Here is a 19,367-nt window from a genome sequence, read left to right on the forward strand (position 1 = left end):
CGGAATCGAATCGCCGAGCGTGCGGGATTAGAACGCGACTATCCAACCTCACAACAGGTCAGGACGCTATTCTTCCCATTGGGAAAAGATCCCGGAGCATCGACACGCTTCCCGAGCGGCGCCTCACTCCGCGCCACCCTTGAGTTCAAATCATATGGAGCACATCAAAAATGGCCGACTTTCCACCTCTCAAGCGTGATCTGGCAACACTGACGATTGCCGTGGCCCTGGCTGCGCCGATGGTCGCGGCGACCGACTTTCCAAATAGCGATTATCTCACCGGCAACTGGGGCGGTGCGCGCGATCACTGGAAGGAACAGGGCGTGACCCTCAATCTCGGCTATACCGCCGAGCCGATGGCCAATGTCTCCGGCGGCGAGGTGAAAGGCGGAACCTATGCCGACAACCTCGGCCTGGATCTCGGTTTCGACCTGGAGCGCCTCCTGGGCATCGGCGGGACCGACCTGCTGATCAAGGTTTCCAAGCGCGACGGTCTGAGCGTCTCCGAGCGTTTCGTCGCGCCGTCAGAGGGCGGCAACCTCTTCACCGTCCAGGAACTCTATGGCGGCCAGAACGTCAAGCTCGCCAATGTTCAGTTCAACACCCGCCTGCTCGACGACCGACTCAACCTCGCCTATGGGCGTCTGATCGCGAACGACGACTTTCTGCGTTCGCCGCTCTACTGTCAGTTCCTCAACAACTCCTTCTGCGGCAGTCCCAAACCAGTGTTCCTGCAGAATCCCTTCACCTTCACCGCTTATCCGCTGGCGACCTGGGGCGCGCGGGCGCGCTATGATACTCCGGCGAGACGCTGGACCATTCAGGCGGCCCTCTACGACGGCGACCCCGAAGGCAAGGAGGGCGACCCGACGAGTCCCAGCCACAACGATCACGGCACCAGTTGGGGCTTCGGCGACAACGGTGTGACCCTGGCAGGCGAGATTCACTATCACGTCAACCGCGATTCCAAGGATGCCTTGCCGGGGGTCTATAAGATCGGCGGCTACTACATGACCGGCGAATTTCAGAACGTTGGGCGGCTCGACAACGCCACCGAAACGGGCAACGCCATGGGCTGGGTGCTGGCGGACCAGATGCTCTACCGCGAGAGCGCCGGCGCCGATCGCGGACTCTCGGGCTTCGGGGCGGTCGTCTTCAGCCTGACCGACGACGTCAATCCCATGACCTGGTACGTCAACACCGGCCTGATCTATGAAGGACTCTTCCGCGCGCGTCCCAGGGACACCACGGGGCTGGCGATCACCAGCGGCTGGTTCGGCGACCGCGTCAATGTGGCGCGCAACGCCCAGGATTTGGCCAAAAAGGATTACGAGGCGGTGATCGAGCTGAATCACAAGTTCGTGCTGGGCCACGGCATCGCCATTCAGCCGGATCTTCAGTATGTTATCCGCCCGGCGGCGACCGGCGACATCGACAACGCACTGGTCATCGGCGCCAAGGTGAGCGTGCAATTCTGATCGTCCATCCACAGGAGAAACGCAGTGCTGACACTTGAGCTTCGCGCGCCCCTGGACGGGATCATCCTTCCACTCGAACAGGTTCCGGACCCGGTCTTTTCACAGAAAATGGTCGGCGATGGACTGTCGATCGACCCCCTGAGTCAGGTGCTCACGGCGCCCTGTCCGGGGACGATCAGCCAGATCCATCACGCCGGCCATGCCGTGACCCTGACCACCGGCGAAGGGGTCGAGATCCTGATGCACATCGGTCTGGATACCGTGACGCTGAAGGGCGAGGGTTTCACCCCAAAGGTCAAGCTGGGACAGCAGGTCGCCACGGGCGATGCGCTGATCGCCTTCGACGCCGACTTCCTGGCCACCCGCGCCAAGAGCCTTCTAACCCTGATGATCGTGACCAATGGCGAATCGGTCGTCGACATGGTCCAGGCCAGCGGACGGGTGCGGGGCGGTCAGGATCCCTGTCTGACGCTGACCCTGGCGGAAGGCGCCGGCGCCGCCGCCGAGATCGCGGGCAAGCGCGTGACCTCCGACGCGATCCTGATCCCCAACCCAACCGGCCTGCATGCCCGTCCGGCCGCCGTGCTCGCCAACCTGTCCAAAGGGTTCGCGTCCAAAATTCTGCTCCAGCGCGGCGACGATCAGGCCAACGCCAAGAGCGTCACCTCCATCATGGGGCTCGAAATCGCCCTGGGGGACAAGGTGGTGCTGATCGCGGAGGGTCCGGATTCCCAGGCGGCCATCGACGCCCTGGCGCCGGAGCTGGCCGCCGGACTCGGTGACGAGGGCAGTCGGCCCGCCCCGGCCCCGGCCACCACCGAACCCGATCCGGCCAAGGCCCCGGCCCCAAGGCCGCTGTCGGACGATCCGAATCTGTTGCTGGGCGTGGCCGCGTCTCCCGGTCTGGGGGTCGGCAAGGTCTACCAATTGCGCCGCGAGGAGATCCAGGTTCCCGAGACTGGCGACACCGACCCGCGCCAGGAGCGGCGCAGGCTCGAAGACGCACTCGACCGGGGCAAGAATGAGCTGGAGGCGTTGCAGACCGAACTGAAGGCGCAGTCGGACGCCAAGAAGGCGGCCATCTTCGCCGCGCATCAGGAACTGCTGGGCGATCCGGATCTGATCGACATCGCCGAGAGTGCCATCGCCAAGGGCAAGGGCGCGGCCTTCGCCTGGCAGCGCGCCTACACGACCCATGCCGAGCGTCTGTCCAGGCTCAAAAACGAGGTCATGGCCGGTCGCGCCGCCGATCTGCGCGATGTGGGCCGACGCGTCCTTGGCCTCCTCACCGGCCAACCGGTCGAGGAGCCGAAAATCCCCGCCGGTTCCATCCTGATCGCCGAGGAGCTGACCCCGTCGGACACAGCCCAGCTCAACCCGGCGGAGGTGCTGGGCTTCGCCACCGTGAGTGGCGGAGCGACCTCGCATGTCGCCATCCTGGCCCGAGCGCTCGACATCCCCGCCGTGGCCGGGATCGAACCCCGCGCGCTCGATCTGCCGAATGGTTCGGAGGTGATCCTGGACGGCGGCCGGGGCCATCTGCGCATCAATCCCGAGCCGGCGGAGATCGACCGCATCGTCTTAGCCAAAACGCGCATCGCCGCGAAAAAGGCCGCCGATCTGGCCGCCGCCTTCGAGCCGGCGACCACCAGCGACGGTCACAACATCGAAGTCGTGGCCAACATCGGCGGGCTCGAGGACGCGCGCAAGGGCATGACCCTGGGGGCCGAAGGGGTCGGACTCCTGCGCTCCGAGTTTCTCTATCTCGACCGCTCCACCGCCCCGACGGAGGACGAACAGACCCAGATCTACAGCGATATTTCGGCGGCACTGAACGGCCATCCGCTGATCATCCGCACCCTGGACGTGGGCGGCGACAAGCCGCTGGCCTATCTGCCGATGCCCAGGGAAGAAAACCCCATGCTCGGTATTCGCGGGGTACGGATCGGACTCGACCGCCCGGAGATCCTGCGTACCCAGGTTCGCGCCATCCTGCGGGCCGGCAAGACCGGGATCATCCGCATGATGTTCCCCATGATTGCGACCCTGGACGAGATCCGCTCGGTCAAGGGGTTGGTGGAAGAAGAACGGGCCAAGCTCCCGGACGCCGGCGACGTTGAGCTGGGCATCATGGTCGAGGTGCCATCGACCGCCGTGCTGGCGCGGCAGTTCGCCCGCGAGGTGAGTTTCTTCTCCATTGGCACCAACGACCTGACCCAGTACGGGCTCGCCATGGATCGCGGGCACCCCAAGCTCGGCGCCAAGGCCGATGCCATGAACCCGGCGATTCTGCGGTTGATCGCGCTCACGGTCGAAGGCGCGCAGGCCGAGGGCAAATGGGTGGGCGTCTGTGGCGGCATGGCGAGCGATCCGCAGGCGGTGCCGATCCTGATCGGACTCGGGGTGAAAGAACTCTCGGTCAGCGTCCCGGCGATCCCGGCCATCAAGGCCGCGGTCCGCGCGCGCACCTTCGCCGAGTGCCAGACCCTCGCCCAACAGGCACTGGCTCAGGGGACCGCCGCCGAGGTGCGCGCCCTGGTCCAGAGCGATGACTGAGCCGACCACGGGAGACGCAACCATGAGCATTTCATCCGTTTGGGGCACGACCTTCGGTGGTCTGCAAAAGATCGGCAAGGCACTGATGCTGCCGGTGTCGGTGCTGCCGGTCGCCGGCATCCTGCTCGGCGTCGGGGCTTCCATCGCCCGCGAGGCAGGCACCCCCTGGGTCGCCGAGATCGGGCGGGTCATGTCCGCCTCCGGCGACGCCATCTTCATGATCCTGCCGCTGATCTTCGCCATCGGCGTGGTCCTGGGTTTCACCAAGAACGACGGCGTGGCGGCACTTGCGGCCACTGTCGGCTACTTTGTCATGCTGGCGGCGCTGGGCGTCATCGGTCTGCAATTCATCGGTCTGACGGCCCCCGTCGAACCGCTGCGGATCAGCGGCGAGGCGGGCAAGGCGATCTATGTCGAGTACGACAGCGAGCGAGCGCGCTTCCAGTGTCTCGACAAGGATGGGCGAACGCTGGAGAAACTCAGGGCCGATGAGGTCAAGGACGAGACGCTGGTCTGCGACGGCGCGCGCGTGCCCTTCGCACTCCAGTCTGGCATGGGCGAGCAAGGCGCCATCGCGCTCTATGACGCGGGCCGGGGCGAGATGGTCGCCTTTCCGCCGGCCAAGAGCCGCGCCGAGATCAAGAAGATCTTTGGCATCGAGTCCATCGACACCGGCGTCTTCGGCGGCATCCTCATCGGGCTGATCGCCGCTTTCCTGTTCAACCGCTACTACCGCATCTCGCTCCCGCCCTATCTCGGATTCTTCGCCGGCAAGCGCTTCGTGCCGATCGTCGTCTCCTTCGCGGCGATCGGGCTGGCGGCGGTCCTCGCCGTCATCTGGCCGCCGATCGGCGCGGCCATCCGCGATTTCGGCGACTGGGCGGCCTACGGCAATCCGGCGGCGGCGGTCACAATCTACGGTGTGGTGGAACGCATGCTGCTGCCCTTCGGCCTGCATCACATCTGGAACGTGCCCTTCTTTTTCGAGGTCGGCACCTATGTCGATCCGGAGACCGGCAAGACCGTCCACGGGGTCATCAGCCGCTTTTTCGCGGGCGACTACGAGGCGGGCATCCTGGGCGGCGGTTTCGTCTTCAAGATGTTCGGCCTGCCCGCCGCCGCCTTCGCCATCTACCAGTGCGCCAAGCCCGAGAACAAGGCGCGGGTCGCCGGCATCATGGGCTCCGCCGCACTGACCGCCTTCCTGACCGGCATCACCGAGCCGCTGGAGTTCGCCTTCCTGTTCGTCGCGCCGCTGCTGTACGTGGTCCATGCCGTGCTGGTGGGCGTGGCCTATCTCGTCACCTATCTGCTCGACGCCCGTCTGGGCTACAGCTTCAGCCACGGCTTCATCGACTATGCGCTCTACTACGTCAACGACATCCGGCCCTGGGTGGTGCTGATCCTGGGACCGATCTTCGCCGCCGTCTACTATGTCATCTTCCGCGTGCTGATCCTGAAGTTCGATCTCAAGACACCGGGGCGCGAGACGGAAACCCCAGAGATGGCCGATATCAAGTCCGTCATCGCGGACGACTTCACCAAGGAGCTGGTGCTTGGCTTCGGCGGCAAGAGCAACATCCTAGGACTCGACGCCTGTATCACTCGGCTACGGGTGGAAGTCGCCGACATGGGCAAGGCCAATCCGGGCAAGCTCAAGGCACTGGGCGCGGCCGGCGTGGTCACGGTCGGAAATAATCTTCAGGCCATCTTCGGACCCAAATCGGACAACCTGAAGACCGACATGGAGGAGTATCTGAGCACCGCCGGACCCGAGGCCGAGCTGCCGGAGGGCGCCGCCGCGCCGCAGGTGCGCTACAAGAGCGATGACCTCAAGCCGCGTCATCGCGATCCCCTGGCGCCCCAGCACGCCCGCGCCATCCTGGCCGGCCTGGGCGGGCGCGAGAACGTCCAGGTCGCCGAAGCCTGCGCCGAGACCCGCGTGCGCGTCAGGGTCGGCGACGGCGCGACGCTCGACGAGCCTGCACTGGAAGCGGCGGGTGTCCAGGGCATCCTGCGGCTGCCGGACAACGTCCTGCATCTGCTGGTCGGCTTGAATGCCGATCAGTACGCGGCGGAGATGAAGGCCGCCATGGCGGGGTGAGTGGAAGGGTCGTGCGCGAAGGCCGTCAGGGCTGGACGCCCTGACGTATTATCCGGTCATGGACAGCATCCTCATCAGTTGGCTCGGCCGCACGGATCTTCGGGCTGTTACCGAGAGCGACCAGGTCGGCATCGGACCGGTCGCCCAAGCCTTGGCGACCGGGCGCTTCGACCGGCTCGAACTACTCTGCGACGGCACGGCCGGAGAGGCGGATGCCTATCTGGATTGGCTCCGCCCGCGGACCAGCGCGCGGATCACTCCACATCCCGTCGTGCTGCCGAGCCCGACCGATTTCGACGCCATCTACCGACACGCGCGGACCGTCGCCGCCCAGGCGGCGGCAGACCTGGATGGCCAGGCCGATCACCTGACCTTCCATCTGAGCCCCGGCACCCCGGCCATGGCCGCGGTCTGGATCATCCTCGCCAAGACCCGCGTCCCGGCGGCGCTGATCGAATCCTCGATCCAGCACGGGGTCCGCACCGTCGCGGTTCCATTCCAGATCTCCGCCGACTTCATCCCGGACCTGCTCCGCCGGCCGGACGCGGAACTCACCCGACTGACCAGCGGCCTCCCGCCAGCCACGCCGGCCTTCGAGGCCATCATCCACCACAGCCCGGTCATGCAGCGGGTCATCGCCCGTGCCCGACGGGTCGCGCTGCGCTCGATCCCGGTCCTGATCGAGGGCGAATCCGGTACCGGCAAGGAGCTGCTGGCGCGCGCCATCCATCAGGCCAGCCCACGCCATGACCGGCCAATGATCACCCTCAACTGTGGCGCCATCGCGCCCGAGCTGATCGAGTCGGAGCTGTTCGGCCACGAGAAGGGCGCCTTCACCGGCGCCGCCAATGCCCGCAAGGGGGTCTTCGAGGCCGCCGACACCGGCACCCTGTTTCTGGATGAGATCGGCGAACTACCCAAGCCGGCCCAGGTCCGCTTTCTGCGCGCCTTGCAGGAAGGCGAGATCACCCGGGTCGGCGCCACCGCGCCGATTCGCGTCGATGTCCGCCTCATCGCCGCCACCAACCGCAGTCTGATCCAGGAGGTCAGCGCCGGGCGTTTCCGCGAGGATCTCTTCTACCGCCTCGCGGTCGCCGTGATCCACCTGCCGCCGCTGCGCGAGCGCGACCAGGACGCCGCCCTGCTGCTCGATCGCCTGCTCGACCAGGTCAACCGTGAGAGCATCGGCGAGCCCGGCTATGAGCCGAAGAATCTTTCGGTTACCGCAAGAAAACGTCTGCTCCAACACCCATGGCCGGGGAATGTCCGCGAGATGCTCAACACACTGCGCCGCGCCGCTGTCTGGACCCCAGGGCCGATCATCGATGCCGACGACGCCCGCGACGCCCTGCTGCCGAGCCCCGGCGACAGCGCGGGAAGCGATCTGATCCTCGCCCGCGATGTCCGTCAAGGCATTGATCTCAATTCGCTCATCGATCAGGTGGCGAGACACTATCTGGACGCGGCCATGCAGGCGACCGGCAACAACAAGGCCCGCGCCGCCAAGCTCCTCGGTTTCGGCAACGCGACCACACTGACCAATTGGCTCAAGCGGCACGGTGTCGAGCCGTGATGGCACGACTTCTGCTGTAAGCTGGCCAAAGCAAGCATCCGACACTGATACGATCAAGCGCTGAGAGCGACGATCAACAACGGACACCATCATGATTCTCAAGGCCCTCACCCTCGAAAACTTCAAAGGCATCCGCGAGCCGGTGCGGATCGAGTTTGCGCCACTGACTCTTCTCTTTGGACCGAATTCCTCAGGCAAGAGCACGATCATCAAGGCGCTTCAATTGACAAACACGATTCTAGATCGACCTGGTTTAGACCCGTTCGATCTCGCAGCGCGGCGGGGCCTTGAATTGGGAAGTTTTCGAGATTGCGTTAATGATCGTGATCTAAGTAAGACTATTCGTTTTACATTCGAAATGGAGCTGCCTGCTGCCCAGCTAAGTCATGATCTTGAGGGTTACTTTGATCGCGCTTGCGAACAATTCTATGCATTCAGTTCTCATAATGCCGTACCGGCGGAAAGTCTTTCTGGAATCAAGACCGCGACAATCTCATTCGGCATTCGTTACGACACATCCAGGTCAATGGCGTATATCTCGGATTATCGATCTTCTCTGAACGGGGTTCTATTTGGAAATATTACATACTCACCATCGGATGATCAAGCGCAGGTTTCTTTCTTGAACTTCTGTCATCCTTTAATGATTAACGTCGATCCTCAGTACGTAACGCTGTCTGCTGGCAATGAAACTGGATACGATGCCTGGCTAAAAGATGCGGATCTCGACGGCAATGTATCTCCTGAGGAATACGCGGGGGATAATTCCAACACCGCGCTTGAGGATTTCGTTACAGAGAATAATGAAGCGCCTTGGGATGGAAAGCCGTTTCCGTTCGGAATAGTAGATCAGAAGAGCGCAATCAGAGATGCAGATTCAAGAATGCGTTTAGCAGTGAGAAAAAGCTTGCCTAGATTGGCTGATGACTCTGACTTGGAGATGATCCGATATCAGATTGCGTGCATCATCATTACTGATGGTCTTTTTACCCCACTGGCAACATTAAATGATCTCCTGAATCACTCGGCTTTTCTTGGCCCCCTCCGCGACATACCATCGAGGCAGAGGGGTTTTCAACCATTTCAGTCATCTGGAGTCGAGACACTTTGGTCTAATGGCAAAGTAGCTTGGGAAGTTATCAAAAACGCCAGCGATGAATTTATTTCAGATGTGAACGCGTGGTTATCTCGACCTGATCGCCTTGACTCTGGTTACAGTATAGATGTCGTCAAGTATCGCGATATTCCTGTCGATCATCCAATCATGAGTCTGATCGAATCAGAGACAGATGTACGAGCAAAGGCGGAAATAGCACTCGCAGACATTCCGGTCCATTCGCGAGTCGTCCTTAGAGATAAACATTCTGGCGCCGAACTTTCTTTGCACGATGTCGGCGTCGGTCTTTCTCAGTTACTGCCGGTCATTGTTGCTGCTCTCTATCATGAATCGGGCTCCATCACTGGGGAGCACTGGGTCAGCATCGAACAGCCTGAGCTTCATTTGCATCCGGCACTTCAGGTAAGAATGGCGGATCTGTTCATTTCGCAGGCTCAAGATCGAAAGAAGGTATTCTTGCTTGAAACCCACAGCGAGCACCTGATGCTCAGGGTGATGAGGCGCATGCGAGAAACCTTCTCGGGGCGGCAAATCGGGCCGCTGGCGGTGAAGCCTACTGACGTTTCCGTTCTGTTCGTGGAACGCATCAGCGACCGCACTGTCGTTCGACAGATGCCCCTGAACGAGGCAGGGGAACTGGTCAAGGCTTGGCCGGGCGGCTTCTTCGAAGAAGGTTTGCGGGAGCAGTTCGGAGATGATTGACGAATACGTGCTTACGCCAGATGTGTTTGATCGTTCGAGCTACTCGCGGCCTGACTATATCGATATGTGCCTGCCGTATCTCAAGGACGTGCTATACAACGACGCACTCGTCCGAGATTTGCGTGATGGCGATTGGTCGAAGTGGTGTTCCGAACCAACTCGCTTGGGATCGTCTCATCGTCTTGCGAAGGAGATACTGCGGAAGCTCAAACAACGGAATCGGCTGCGAAGCTTTCCTCGACAATCAAGCGGCAGTTCCCCAAACGCGGTGGATTGGTGTCAGGAAGCATTGGCAAGCCACCTGAAGTCACCTCTGACGGGAGTTATCGTGACATATTCGGAGAAACGGAATTTCAACGCTGAGCCAATGATTGCCTCCATAGAGAAGCTTCCTGGATGCAATTGGTGGCAGGCTCGCAGTTGCTCGGCCATGCTCGAAAGGACGACGGAGTCCTTCTTGGGCGCGCTGCAGAAGATTCTTGATTGTGCAAATTCGTTGATGTTCATCGATCCCAATCTTGATCCGACGAACAATTACAGTGAGTTCTTTCGTTTACTGGAGCCCTTGCAGAGGAGAATGCCCAGACCGCGAATAGAATTGCATCGGAGCTTCTGTCTCGGAGACGGGCGTCATAGGAGAATTCTCTCACAGCCCCAGGGCACGGAATTGTTCAAGCCGTTGGACGAGAAGCTAAAATTTTTTGGGCTCCGCGCTGAAGTGCATTTCTGGCAGGACTTTCACGCGAGATTCTTGATTACGGACTTGATAGGCATCCTCGCGGAAGCAGGTTTCGACACGACGCTGACCAAACAGAGGACGACTTGGGCGCGACTGAGCAGCGTAGACCGAGACAAGATTCAACGCGATTTTGACCCTGCTGTTCGTCCGGGGGATTTGAAGTTTCAGTTTCCGATCGGAGCAACAGAATAACCTCTATGGCACAAGCATGGATCATGCACGAGCGCATCCAAAGCATTTTGACCAACCTCGAAGCAGTCGGCGAGGATCTACTCGCGTTGTCGGATGACATCTGGCTCAACATCGACCACAACGACAGCGAGGCTGTTACCAAAGGGGCACAATTCAAGATCGACTTCAATGGAGCGGTCAACGAGTTCCAGGCCGCCTCGGCACGTCTGTCGCGTCTTGTCGAAGATTTCACGGAGGTCTCAACCTTCGAGGCACCCCATGCCCCTGCGTCTGCGGAAGAAAGAGAGCGGCGCGAGCGCATCATCGCCGCGCTTGATCGTCGCATTCCGCACAATCTGGAGGAAGACTTCCGCTATAAGCGCCCGGTGGTATTCACGCTGAACGGGGTGCCCTTCGATGGCACAAACACCTGGTCCCAGGTCCACGAGACCCTATGCCGATATCTCGCGACGCTGAAGCCAGACGTTTTCGACGCTTTGCCCGATAACACTGATTTCACAAGCTCCAAGGGGAGAAAGTATTTCTCACGAGACGCGACTGACCTGCGCGGACCGGGTTATTACGGGCGGGGTGTAGTGGAGGAGACCAATCTTTCCGCGAATCTGATTCGCGACAACATACGACGCCTGCTCGGCACCTTCGGGATCCAGGAAGATGCCTTCATCGTGTACCTACGCCAGGACCGTGATGCCGAGCAAGAGGGGTGACGGATGATCGAATCAATCGAGATCAAGAACTTCGGCCCGTTGGCCGATTTCGCCTAGCGCGGTTTGGCCCCGATCAATCTCGTGATCGGGCGACACGGGACCGGCAAGACCTTTCTGCCGAAGGCGCTCTATTGCGCGATCAACCGAATCATCCAGAGGCAAGCCGGCGGCCTACCACGAAATATGACAAAGAATTCTGAACGCGCCCGTGGAGACAGCCAGAGATCGCTCGTATGAAACTGACTCGGTTGTCGCTGACGAATTATCGTTGTTTCGACACACTCACCATTGCGCTGGATGAGTCTCTGACAGTCCTGGTCGCGCCGAACGGTCAAGGGAAAAGCGCGATTCTCGATGCGATCCGCATTGCCTTGTGGCCTTACGCCAGCGCCTTCGATGTGGTGAGCGGGACGCAGTCTGGGACCGGGATCGAAATCGACGATGTGACGATGCGTCCAGTCGCTGCGACGGCTCCCATGGTTATGGAGCCTCGGCTGCCTTCGGTGATCTCCGCTACGGCGGTGATCGACGGACGGGAGGTCGTCTGGTCGCGGTCGCGCGACAAGGTCAGTCGCGGGTCGAAGACGACAATCAGAGACGCCAAGCCCCTGGCTGAAATCGGGACGGCTTATCAGGCCCGGATCAGGCTCCAGGATGAGCACGACAGCGAGGACGACCACTCCGATTTGAAGCTGCCAGTCATTGCATATTATGGGACCGGCCGGCTTTGGAAGCAGCGCAAACTTAGGCTCCAGCGTAAGCAGAAAAACGCGCTGTTCTCGCGCACCTATGCCTACCATGGTTGCCTGGAATCCACGTCGGATTACAGCTCTTTCCTGGACTGGTTCTTTTTCAATTTCGCCGCCGATTTCGAACATAAGACCAAGACGCTCGAACGCCAGGGTTTTCATGGCGTATTCGATTCAACGAATCATGGGGAAATCCTGAAAGCGGTTTCCACATCGGTTGACCGGATGATGAGCGGCTCGGGTTGGACGGGGCTGCGATACAGCCCAAGCAACCAAACCCTGGTCATGTCCCATCCGGAATTTGGCGAACTGAAAGTGGATCAACTCAGCGACGGTCAGCGCAACATGATCGCCATGGTCGGCGATATCGCTTATCGCTGCGTCAAATTGAACCCCGCGCTAGGCATCCGCGCACCGCTGGAAACCGATGAAATCGTGTTGATCGACGAGATCGACATGCACCTCCACCCGCAATGGCAACAGGTTGTCATCGCCAGTTTGCGGGAGGCATTTCCGAAGATCCAATTCATTGTGACGACGCACAGTCCGCAAGTGCTGACATCCATCCACAAGGAACAGATTCGCACCCTGGGACGAACGGCCGAGGGACAATATGTCGCCAGCGAGCCGCTCGCCGCCTCTTACGGCGAGATCAGCAGCGACGTGCTGGAACGCTGGAGGAGCTTTCGACGGCATAAGCCCGCGCTCATGGAAAAACTCCTCCGCGAGCAGTACAGGCTGTGCGCCTATTCGGAGATCCAAGCCGAGCCGGAGGGATTCGGCTATCACATCGAGCACCTCAGGCCAAAGAGCCAGTTCCCCGCGGAGACCTTTCTCTACGGTAATCTGGTGGCCAGCGCCTTGGCCGACAGCGACCTCAAGGCACTCCCTGCCGCAGAGGTCTTTGGTGGACATGCCAAGCGCAGCACATACGACAGCGCGCTGTTCGTGTCGTGTCTTGATCCCGACTGCCCGCGCTTGTTCGCCTATCTCTCCGACGGGCGCGTGGAGCCTGCTCTCGGACTCGATTCGGCGGATCGCGACCGGGCGCTTTATACCAGGGATCTGCTGAACCTGAACTGCCCGTTCCTCGTCAACCGTCGCCGGCGGTGGTGGGACGAACTCGACAAGCTGCTGCAACAGCACATCGACGAAGATCAAAATGTCTATCACCTTGCGGCGGTCGACTTGCTGCCGACGAATGGGCGCCTGAGTCCATTCTTCACCGCGACCCGGCAGTTTTTCGGCCGTGTCGCCGAGCAAGTTCTTCGAGATGAAGCCCCGGAACTGCTTTAATGTTGGGCAAGCGAGGAAGTGGGGCCTGATCAGCGCTCCCGGCAACGCCGACGAGACGGCAGAAGTCGGATAGGGAGTGAGGAAACTTCCGAGTACAGATCGGGCCAAGACAGCCAGCCAATGAGTGGATTTCATCATGACCTCTGACCAGCGACGCAACCCGAGCATGGCCGAACGTGCCCGCGTCGCCCTGGCACCACAGAACGCCCGCGCCATCCTGGCCGGCCTGGGCGGGCGCGAGAACGTCCAGGTCGCCGAAGCCTGCGCCGAGACCCGCGTGCGGGTCAGGGTCAGCGACGGCGCGAGTCTCGATGAAACGGCCCTGGCGGCAGCGGGTGTCCAGGGCATCCTGCGGCTGCCGGACAACGTCCTGCATCTGCTGGTCGGCCTGAATGCCGATCAGTATGCGGCGGAGATGAAGGCGGCGATGGCGGGATAAGCCAGCGAAGGGGACGCCCGCCGGCAACTTGGTCGGCGGGCGCCATGTTCGATCGCCACGCTATTGAGCAGAACCCGGCGACGATGTGCCAAGTAGCTTTCCGTCTGCTCCCTCGCGCTTGCCATAGTAGTCAAATTGACTCCCATGGAACTGCTCAGCGGTCTCCGCGACAACACCGGCGAATCGTGGATCCTGCGGGCGCTCATGAGCGTTCATGAAGGCGGCTACGTCCCATGCCTGTTGGTCGGTCAGTTCCAGGAAGTTTCCGAGTGGCATATTGGTCTTGATGTATGCGGCGGCGGTGTCGATCCTGTGCATCCCAGCGCCCCAGTTGTAACTCCGCGCACCCCACAGCGGCGGAAAGACCATCGTGTCGCTGGCATCGCCACCTGTGCCGTCGGCGCCATGGCAAATCGCGCAGTTCTTTTCGTAGATCGCCGCGCCGCGTTGCGGATCGAAACCCTGCTCGGTCTCGGCCAGTTTCGGATAGCCACGGCCGGGCATCGCCTTGTCGCCAGTGGGCGCTCCGGTGGCGAGCCAATACAGATAGCTCTCCAGCGCATGGATGACGGGGCTCTCGGCGGCCGGTGGATGGCCAACTTCCGATGCCTGCGCGTTCATGGAATAGTTGAAGCAGCCCTGGATGCGCTCGGTGATCGTGTTGACCTGCTTGTCCTTGCTGCGATACGCCGGATACGCCACCCAGGCGGCCCACATCGGCGCCGCGTCGGCGAGTCTGCCAGCGTCGAGATGGCAGCCCTCGCAGGTCTGTTGATTGCCGACATACTTGCCTGAAATCTCGTGGCTGTTGGTCTGCGTGAAGATGCGTTCGCCGAGGGCAACCTCCTCGCCGAACGCGTCGCCAGGCTTGTCGCCGCGAGCCGGCGGATTGAAATGCCCGGCTTTACCAGGCAGGCGACCAGAGGGTACCTCGCCTTGATGCGGCAGCGGCTTCTTGTGAGCCATCGGTGCCGGCTCGGAACTCTGCTGTGGCGGGGACATCGCCGTCGCGCTCGACCCCGGCGAGCTCGCGCCCGATGCGACGGCGCTGTCCGCGACCGGCAGCGACGCATAGAAGGCCGCCACGGCCTGTATCTCGGCCACCGACAGCTTGGCGTTGACCGCGCCCATCATGCCGAGCGGATCGCCAGTGCGCTCGCCGGTGGTCCAGGCCGCCATCTGTCGGACCAGATAGCTGTAGGGCTGACCCGCCAACGCGGGGAAATGCTGGCCGACCCCACTACCCAGCCGGCCGTGGCACTGCCCGCATGCGGGCAGCCGACGTTCGGTCCAGTCGCCATCAAGCGCCAGCCACTCGCCGTCCTTGGGATCGCTATCGGCGGGAACCCTGGCATTGCTGGCGGGCGGCAATGCCGCGAAGTACTCGCTCAGCGCCGCGATTTCAGCGTCGGTCAGCAACTCCGCCCAGGGTTGCATGATGGAGTGCTTGCGGTTGCCGTCATTGAAATTGTCGATCTGTTGGGCCAGGTAGAAAGCATTCACCGCCGCCAGGCGCGGCGCGCCGATCGACTCGCTGCCACCGCCATTCGCCTGATGACAGGTGGCGCAGGGCTCGATACCGCGCGCCGGGTCGCCCAGGGTGACCAAGCGCTTGGCGACGTCATCGGCAGAGGCCGCGGTCACGAGGCTGATCAGCAGAATGAGGATCGCGAACTGTATGCGGACTAACATCGCGTTGGAGATTCTCCGTTTGGGCGCGTTCGATGGCGTGAGATGAAGCAACGCTAATCTAACCGACATTATCGCCGACCTCCTTCGTCAGCGATGCAATCCGCTCCAGATCCAGATGTGTCTCGATGGCGTCCGCCAACCGATCGATTGCGGACTCGCGCTGAGCCTGATAATCGGGGGTCTCGCGGACACTGAGTCCAGCCCAGCGTAACAGCGCCGCGCAGGCTGTGGAAGACTCGAACAGACCGTGCAGATAGGTGCCGAGAATCTGTCCGTCCGCCGACATCGCTCCGTCGGCGCGCGTGATTCCGTCATCGCTCAAGATCGCGGCGGGATGGTCGAGCGCGGCCCCGGCGGTGACGCCGGCATGAATCTCATAGCCAACGACCGACGCCTGTTCCAGCGTCAGGCGTCCGCGAACATTGGCCAGAATCTTCTCCGGCGCCAAGCGCGTCTCCAGATCCAGCAGCCCCAGACCGGGACTGGAACCGGGCTCGCCCTCCAGACCTAGCGGATCCTCGATGCGGGTTCCGAGCATCTGAAAACCGCCGCAGATGCCAATCAGCCGACCGCCGTAGCGCAGATGACGCGCGATGGCCGACTCCCATCCTTCACGCCGCAGCCAGTCCAGATCCGCGCGCACCGATTTCGATCCAGGCAGGATGATGAGATCGGCGGACGGCGGGCGCGCTCCGGCCCGCGCATAGCGCAGATCGACCTGTGAGTGCAGGCGCAGCGGATCGAGATCGGTGTGATTGCTGATCCGGGGGAACACGGGGACCAGCACGCGCAGTGCAGCGCGGTCTTTTTCGACTTGCTGGGTGGCGACCGCGTCCTCCGCCTCCAGATGCCAGCCCTGGAGATAGGGCAGGACGCCGAGCACCGGCTTGCCGGTCTCGCGTTCCAGCCAGTCGAGTCCCGGCTGCAACAGCGCGAGGTCGCCGCGAAAGCGATTGATGACGAAGCCCGCGACGCGCCGCCGTTCGCTCTGCGAGAGCAGCGCCAGGGTGCCGACCAGATGCGCGAAGACCCCGCCCCGGTCGATGTCCGCGATCAGGATCACCGGACAGTCGACCGCCTCGGCGAAGCCCATGTTGGCGATGTCGTTGGCGCGCAGATTGATCTCGGCCGGGCTGCCGGCGCCCTCGACCAGGATCAGGTCATAGGCTGCCGACAGACGGGCGTGGGAGTCGAGCACCGCCGAACGGGCGATGCCTTTGTAGTCGTGATAGGCGACCGCGTCCATGTTTCCCACCGCGTGGCCCTGGACGATGACCTGGGCGCCGCGATCGGTGTTGGGCTTGAGCAGAACCGGATTCATGTCCACGGTCGGGGCGATCCCGCACGCCTGGGCCTGGACCGCCTGGGCGCGGCCGATCTCGCCGCCGTCGACGGTCACGGCGCTGTTCAGGGCCATGTTCTGCGGCTTGAAGGGCGCGACAAGCAGACCACGGCGCACGAAGACACGGCACAGTCCGGCGACCAGCACGCTCTTGCCGGCGTCCGAGGTGGTGCCCTGGACCATCAGGGTCCGCGCGGTCATGGCTGTCGCTCGGTTTCGAGTGAACCGCGGTTCAAATCGCGACCTGCTCGATGCGATGACGGCCGGCATGCTTGGCGGCATAGAGCGCCCGGTCGGCGGCGTCGACAATCTGGCGAGGACTCAGTTTGGCGTCCGGATCCACCGAAACCACGCCCATGCTGACGGTCACCCGCGCGGCCACCGGCGAGGAGACATGAGGAATGGCCAGACCGTCAATGATCTGGTTCAGGTGTTGGGCGATGGCCAGGGCCTCTTCAGGATCGGTGTAGGGCAACAGGATCATGAATTCCTCGCCGCCATGCCGCGCGATGAAGTCGCCCGAACGGTGCAGCGCGCCCGCCATGGCCGCCGCCAGACGGCGCAGACAGTCGTCGCCCGCGCCATGGCCGTAGGTGTCGTTGAAGGGCTTGAAGTGATCCACGTCCAGATAGATGAGCGACAGCGGACGCTTGGAACGCCGCGCCCGATTCCATTCGTCCTCCAGCACCAGATCGAAGCGGCGGCGGTTATTGACCTCGGTCAGCGCGTCGATGAAGGCATAGGATTCGAGCAGGTCGTATTTGCTCTTCAGATCCAGGTGCAGCCGCACGCGCGCCTTGACCATCGGCGGATGGAAGGGCTTGGTGATGTAATCCACGGCGCCGGCGGCGAAGCCGCGGGTGGCGTCCATGACCTCGGAGACGGCGGTCACGAACACCACCGGAATCCCCCTGGTGGTCTCGTCGTTCTTGAGCGCGGCGCAGAGTTGGTAGCCATTCATCTCGGGCATCAGGATGTCGAGCAGAATGATGTTGGGCGGCTGATCGGCGCGGGCCAGTTTCAGGGCGCGCTCCGCATTGGTGGCCGCGCTGACCCGAAACTCGTCGCGGAACACCTCCATCAACAGGTCGATGTTCTCTTTGGTGTCATCGACGATGAGGATTTTCGGTCGATCGTCACGTTCAGTCGTCACGTTCCAATTCCCCTTGCATCTGCTTCACGCCCGCGATGGCGGCATCGATGTCGAAATCGTCGATGCACGCGAGCACCGCATCCACCCGCGCCGCGCCCAGACGCTGGGTCAGCGTGGGACGCAGGCGCTCAAGATGCGCCTGCGCCCGCCCCAGATCGTCGTCCAGCAATGCCACCAGTGCGGCGAGCCCCTGGCGCAGCGCGCCGGCATCCAGTTCGGCATCGCCATCTATGACGGGCGCAACCATTGCGAACTCCAGCGGCAAAGACGCCAGCCCCTCGGCCACCTCGTTCAGGGCGGCGGAGAAGTCGCGCCAGATGGCCGACGCGGGATCGAACGCGCCCTCGGCGATCATGCGTTCGGCCGCCTGACCTCGCGCGTACAGGGTTTTGGCGCCCAGGTTCCCCGCCACGCCCTTGACCGAATGGATCGCTCGGCGCGCATCCTCCAGGCGTCCGGCGGCCAGGTCGTCCTCGGCTCGGCGCGCGGCCTCGGCCCAGGACCGGTTGAATCCGCGCAGCATTTTCAGATAGAGCGCGGCGTTGCGATTCGCGCGCGCCAGACCGTCGGCGAGATCGATGCCGGGCAGCGACAGTCCGGTCAGCGGCCCCGCAGTCGCCTCCTCCGGGGCGTCCGGCGCCGCCAGCGTTGTCGGCTCGGCTTGACCCTGGACCGGGACACCGTCTGCCGGTTTGATCCAGCGAGCCAGGGCGGCAAACAGCCGCGCCGGATCCACGGGCTTGGCCACGTAGTCATTCATGCCCGCCGCCAGACAGCGTTCCAGATCGCCCTTGAGCGCATGGGCGGTCATGGCGATGATCGGGACCGCCGCCAGCTCGGGGCAGGCGCGGATGCGCCGGGTCGCCTCCAGTCCGTCCATGACCGGCATCTGGAGATCCATCAGCACGGCCGCGTGATGGGCGGGGTCGAGCCTCTCGATCGCCTCCGCGCCATTCTCGGCGATGTCGACCTCCAGCCCGACCGACGCCAGCCATTCCATCGCGACCAGTCGATTGATCTCGATATCCTCGACCAGCAGCACTCGGCGCCCGGTGAAATCCTGCGGCGTGTCGAGGGTGTCGGCGGGCAGGCGCATCAGGTCGCCGGCAATCGCGGCCTCCTGATGACCGAACAGGCCCATGATGGTGTCGAACAGAAAGGACTGATTGACCGGCTTGTGCAGAAAGGCGTCCAGCACCGCGCGTTCCGCTGGCTGCATCAGATCCTCGCGGGCATAGCCCGAGATCATGCAGATCACCGGGGTCTTGTCGAGCTTGAGGTCGGCACGGATCCGCCGGGTCGTCTCCAGTCCGTTCAGCCCGGGCATCTTCCAATCCATCAGCACCAGATCGAAGGCTTGCTCTGGCGCGGACAGACGCTCTAGCGCCGCCTCGCCCGAGGCCACGCCAGTCGCCACCATCTGAAAGGATTGGATCTGACTGACCAGAATGTCGCGCGAGGTCGCATTGTCTTCAACCACCAGCACCCGGAGACCGCGCAGATCGACGGGGGTGACTGGACGCTGCTC

13 protein-coding genes are annotated in these 19,367 nt (G+C 62.5%); 9 read left to right on the forward strand and 4 right to left on the reverse strand.

Annotated elements, in window-relative coordinates:
- Positions 1 to 170: 170 nt before the first annotated feature.
- The 9 genes from QZY07_RS03230 (at position 171) to QZY07_RS03270 (ending at position 13,652) form a co-directional block, all read left to right on the forward strand.
- Positions 171 to 1,478 (forward strand): carbohydrate porin, encoded by a 1,308-nt coding sequence (locus QZY07_RS03230; protein WP_295399666.1) that lies wholly within the window; start codon positions 171 to 173, stop codon positions 1,476 to 1,478.
- A 24-nt stretch (positions 1,479 to 1,502) separates the two neighbouring features.
- Entirely contained in the window at positions 1,503 to 4,034 is a 2,532-nt protein-coding gene (gene ptsP / locus QZY07_RS03235; RefSeq protein ID WP_295399668.1) for a phosphoenolpyruvate--protein phosphotransferase, read from the forward strand.
- A gap of 22 nt (positions 4,035 to 4,056) precedes the next feature.
- The gene (locus QZY07_RS03240; protein WP_295399670.1) at positions 4,057 to 6,138 is read left to right on the forward strand and encodes a PTS transporter subunit EIIC; all 2,082 of its coding nucleotides are present in this window, start codon (positions 4,057 to 4,059) and stop codon (positions 6,136 to 6,138) included.
- Between the two features lie 58 nt (positions 6,139 to 6,196).
- Positions 6,197 to 7,711, forward strand: coding sequence for a sigma-54 dependent transcriptional regulator (locus tag QZY07_RS03245; protein ID WP_295399672.1), 1,515 nt, complete (start codon positions 6,197 to 6,199; stop codon positions 7,709 to 7,711).
- Between the two features lie 91 nt (positions 7,712 to 7,802).
- The gene (locus tag QZY07_RS03250) at positions 7,803 to 9,530 is read left to right on the forward strand and encodes a DUF3696 domain-containing protein (protein WP_295399674.1); all 1,728 of its coding nucleotides are present in this window, start codon (positions 7,803 to 7,805) and stop codon (positions 9,528 to 9,530) included.
- A complete protein-coding gene (locus tag QZY07_RS03255) occupies positions 9,523 to 10,461 on the forward strand; it encodes a hypothetical protein (protein ID WP_295399676.1) in 939 nt (312 codons plus the stop codon). Before QZY07_RS03250 ends, QZY07_RS03255 begins: the two co-directional genes overlap by 8 nt.
- A 23-nt stretch (positions 10,462 to 10,484) precedes the next feature.
- Positions 10,485 to 11,168 (forward strand): hypothetical protein, encoded by a 684-nt coding sequence (locus QZY07_RS03260; protein ID WP_295399678.1) that lies wholly within the window; start codon positions 10,485 to 10,487, stop codon positions 11,166 to 11,168.
- A 233-nt stretch (positions 11,169 to 11,401) separates the two neighbouring features.
- Positions 11,402 to 13,213, forward strand: a complete 1,812-nt coding sequence (locus tag QZY07_RS03265; RefSeq protein ID WP_295399680.1) for a retron system putative HNH endonuclease — start codon at positions 11,402 to 11,404, stop codon at positions 13,211 to 13,213.
- Between the two features lie 136 nt (positions 13,214 to 13,349).
- The gene (locus tag QZY07_RS03270; RefSeq protein ID WP_295399682.1) at positions 13,350 to 13,652 is read left to right on the forward strand and encodes a PTS transporter subunit EIIB; all 303 of its coding nucleotides are present in this window, start codon (positions 13,350 to 13,352) and stop codon (positions 13,650 to 13,652) included.
- Between the two features lie 60 nt (positions 13,653 to 13,712).
- On the opposite strand, the gene QZY07_RS03275 is transcribed toward QZY07_RS03270, so the two are convergent.
- The 4 genes from QZY07_RS03275 to QZY07_RS03290 all read right to left on the reverse strand — a co-directional run.
- A complete protein-coding gene (locus QZY07_RS03275) occupies positions 13,713 to 15,344 on the reverse strand; it encodes a c-type cytochrome (RefSeq protein ID WP_295399684.1) in 1,632 nt (543 codons plus the stop codon).
- 58 nt (positions 15,345 to 15,402) lie between these two features.
- A complete protein-coding gene (locus QZY07_RS03280) occupies positions 15,403 to 16,887 on the reverse strand; it encodes a cobyric acid synthase (protein ID WP_295399686.1) in 1,485 nt (494 codons plus the stop codon).
- Between the two features lie 31 nt (positions 16,888 to 16,918).
- Positions 16,919 to 17,839 carry a diguanylate cyclase gene (locus tag QZY07_RS03285; RefSeq protein WP_295399687.1) on the reverse strand — a complete coding sequence of 307 codons (921 nt, stop codon included), beginning with the start codon at positions 17,837 to 17,839 and terminating at the stop codon, positions 16,919 to 16,921.
- The coding region (locus QZY07_RS03290) for a response regulator (protein ID WP_295399689.1) at positions 17,829 to 19,367 on the reverse strand (1,539 nt) is incomplete at its 5' end. The genes QZY07_RS03285 and QZY07_RS03290, both read right to left, overlap by 11 nt.

Origin of the sequence: uncultured Thiocystis sp. (assembly GCF_903866365.1) — a bacterium.
Classification (GTDB): Bacteria; Pseudomonadota; Gammaproteobacteria; order Chromatiales; family Chromatiaceae; genus Chromatium.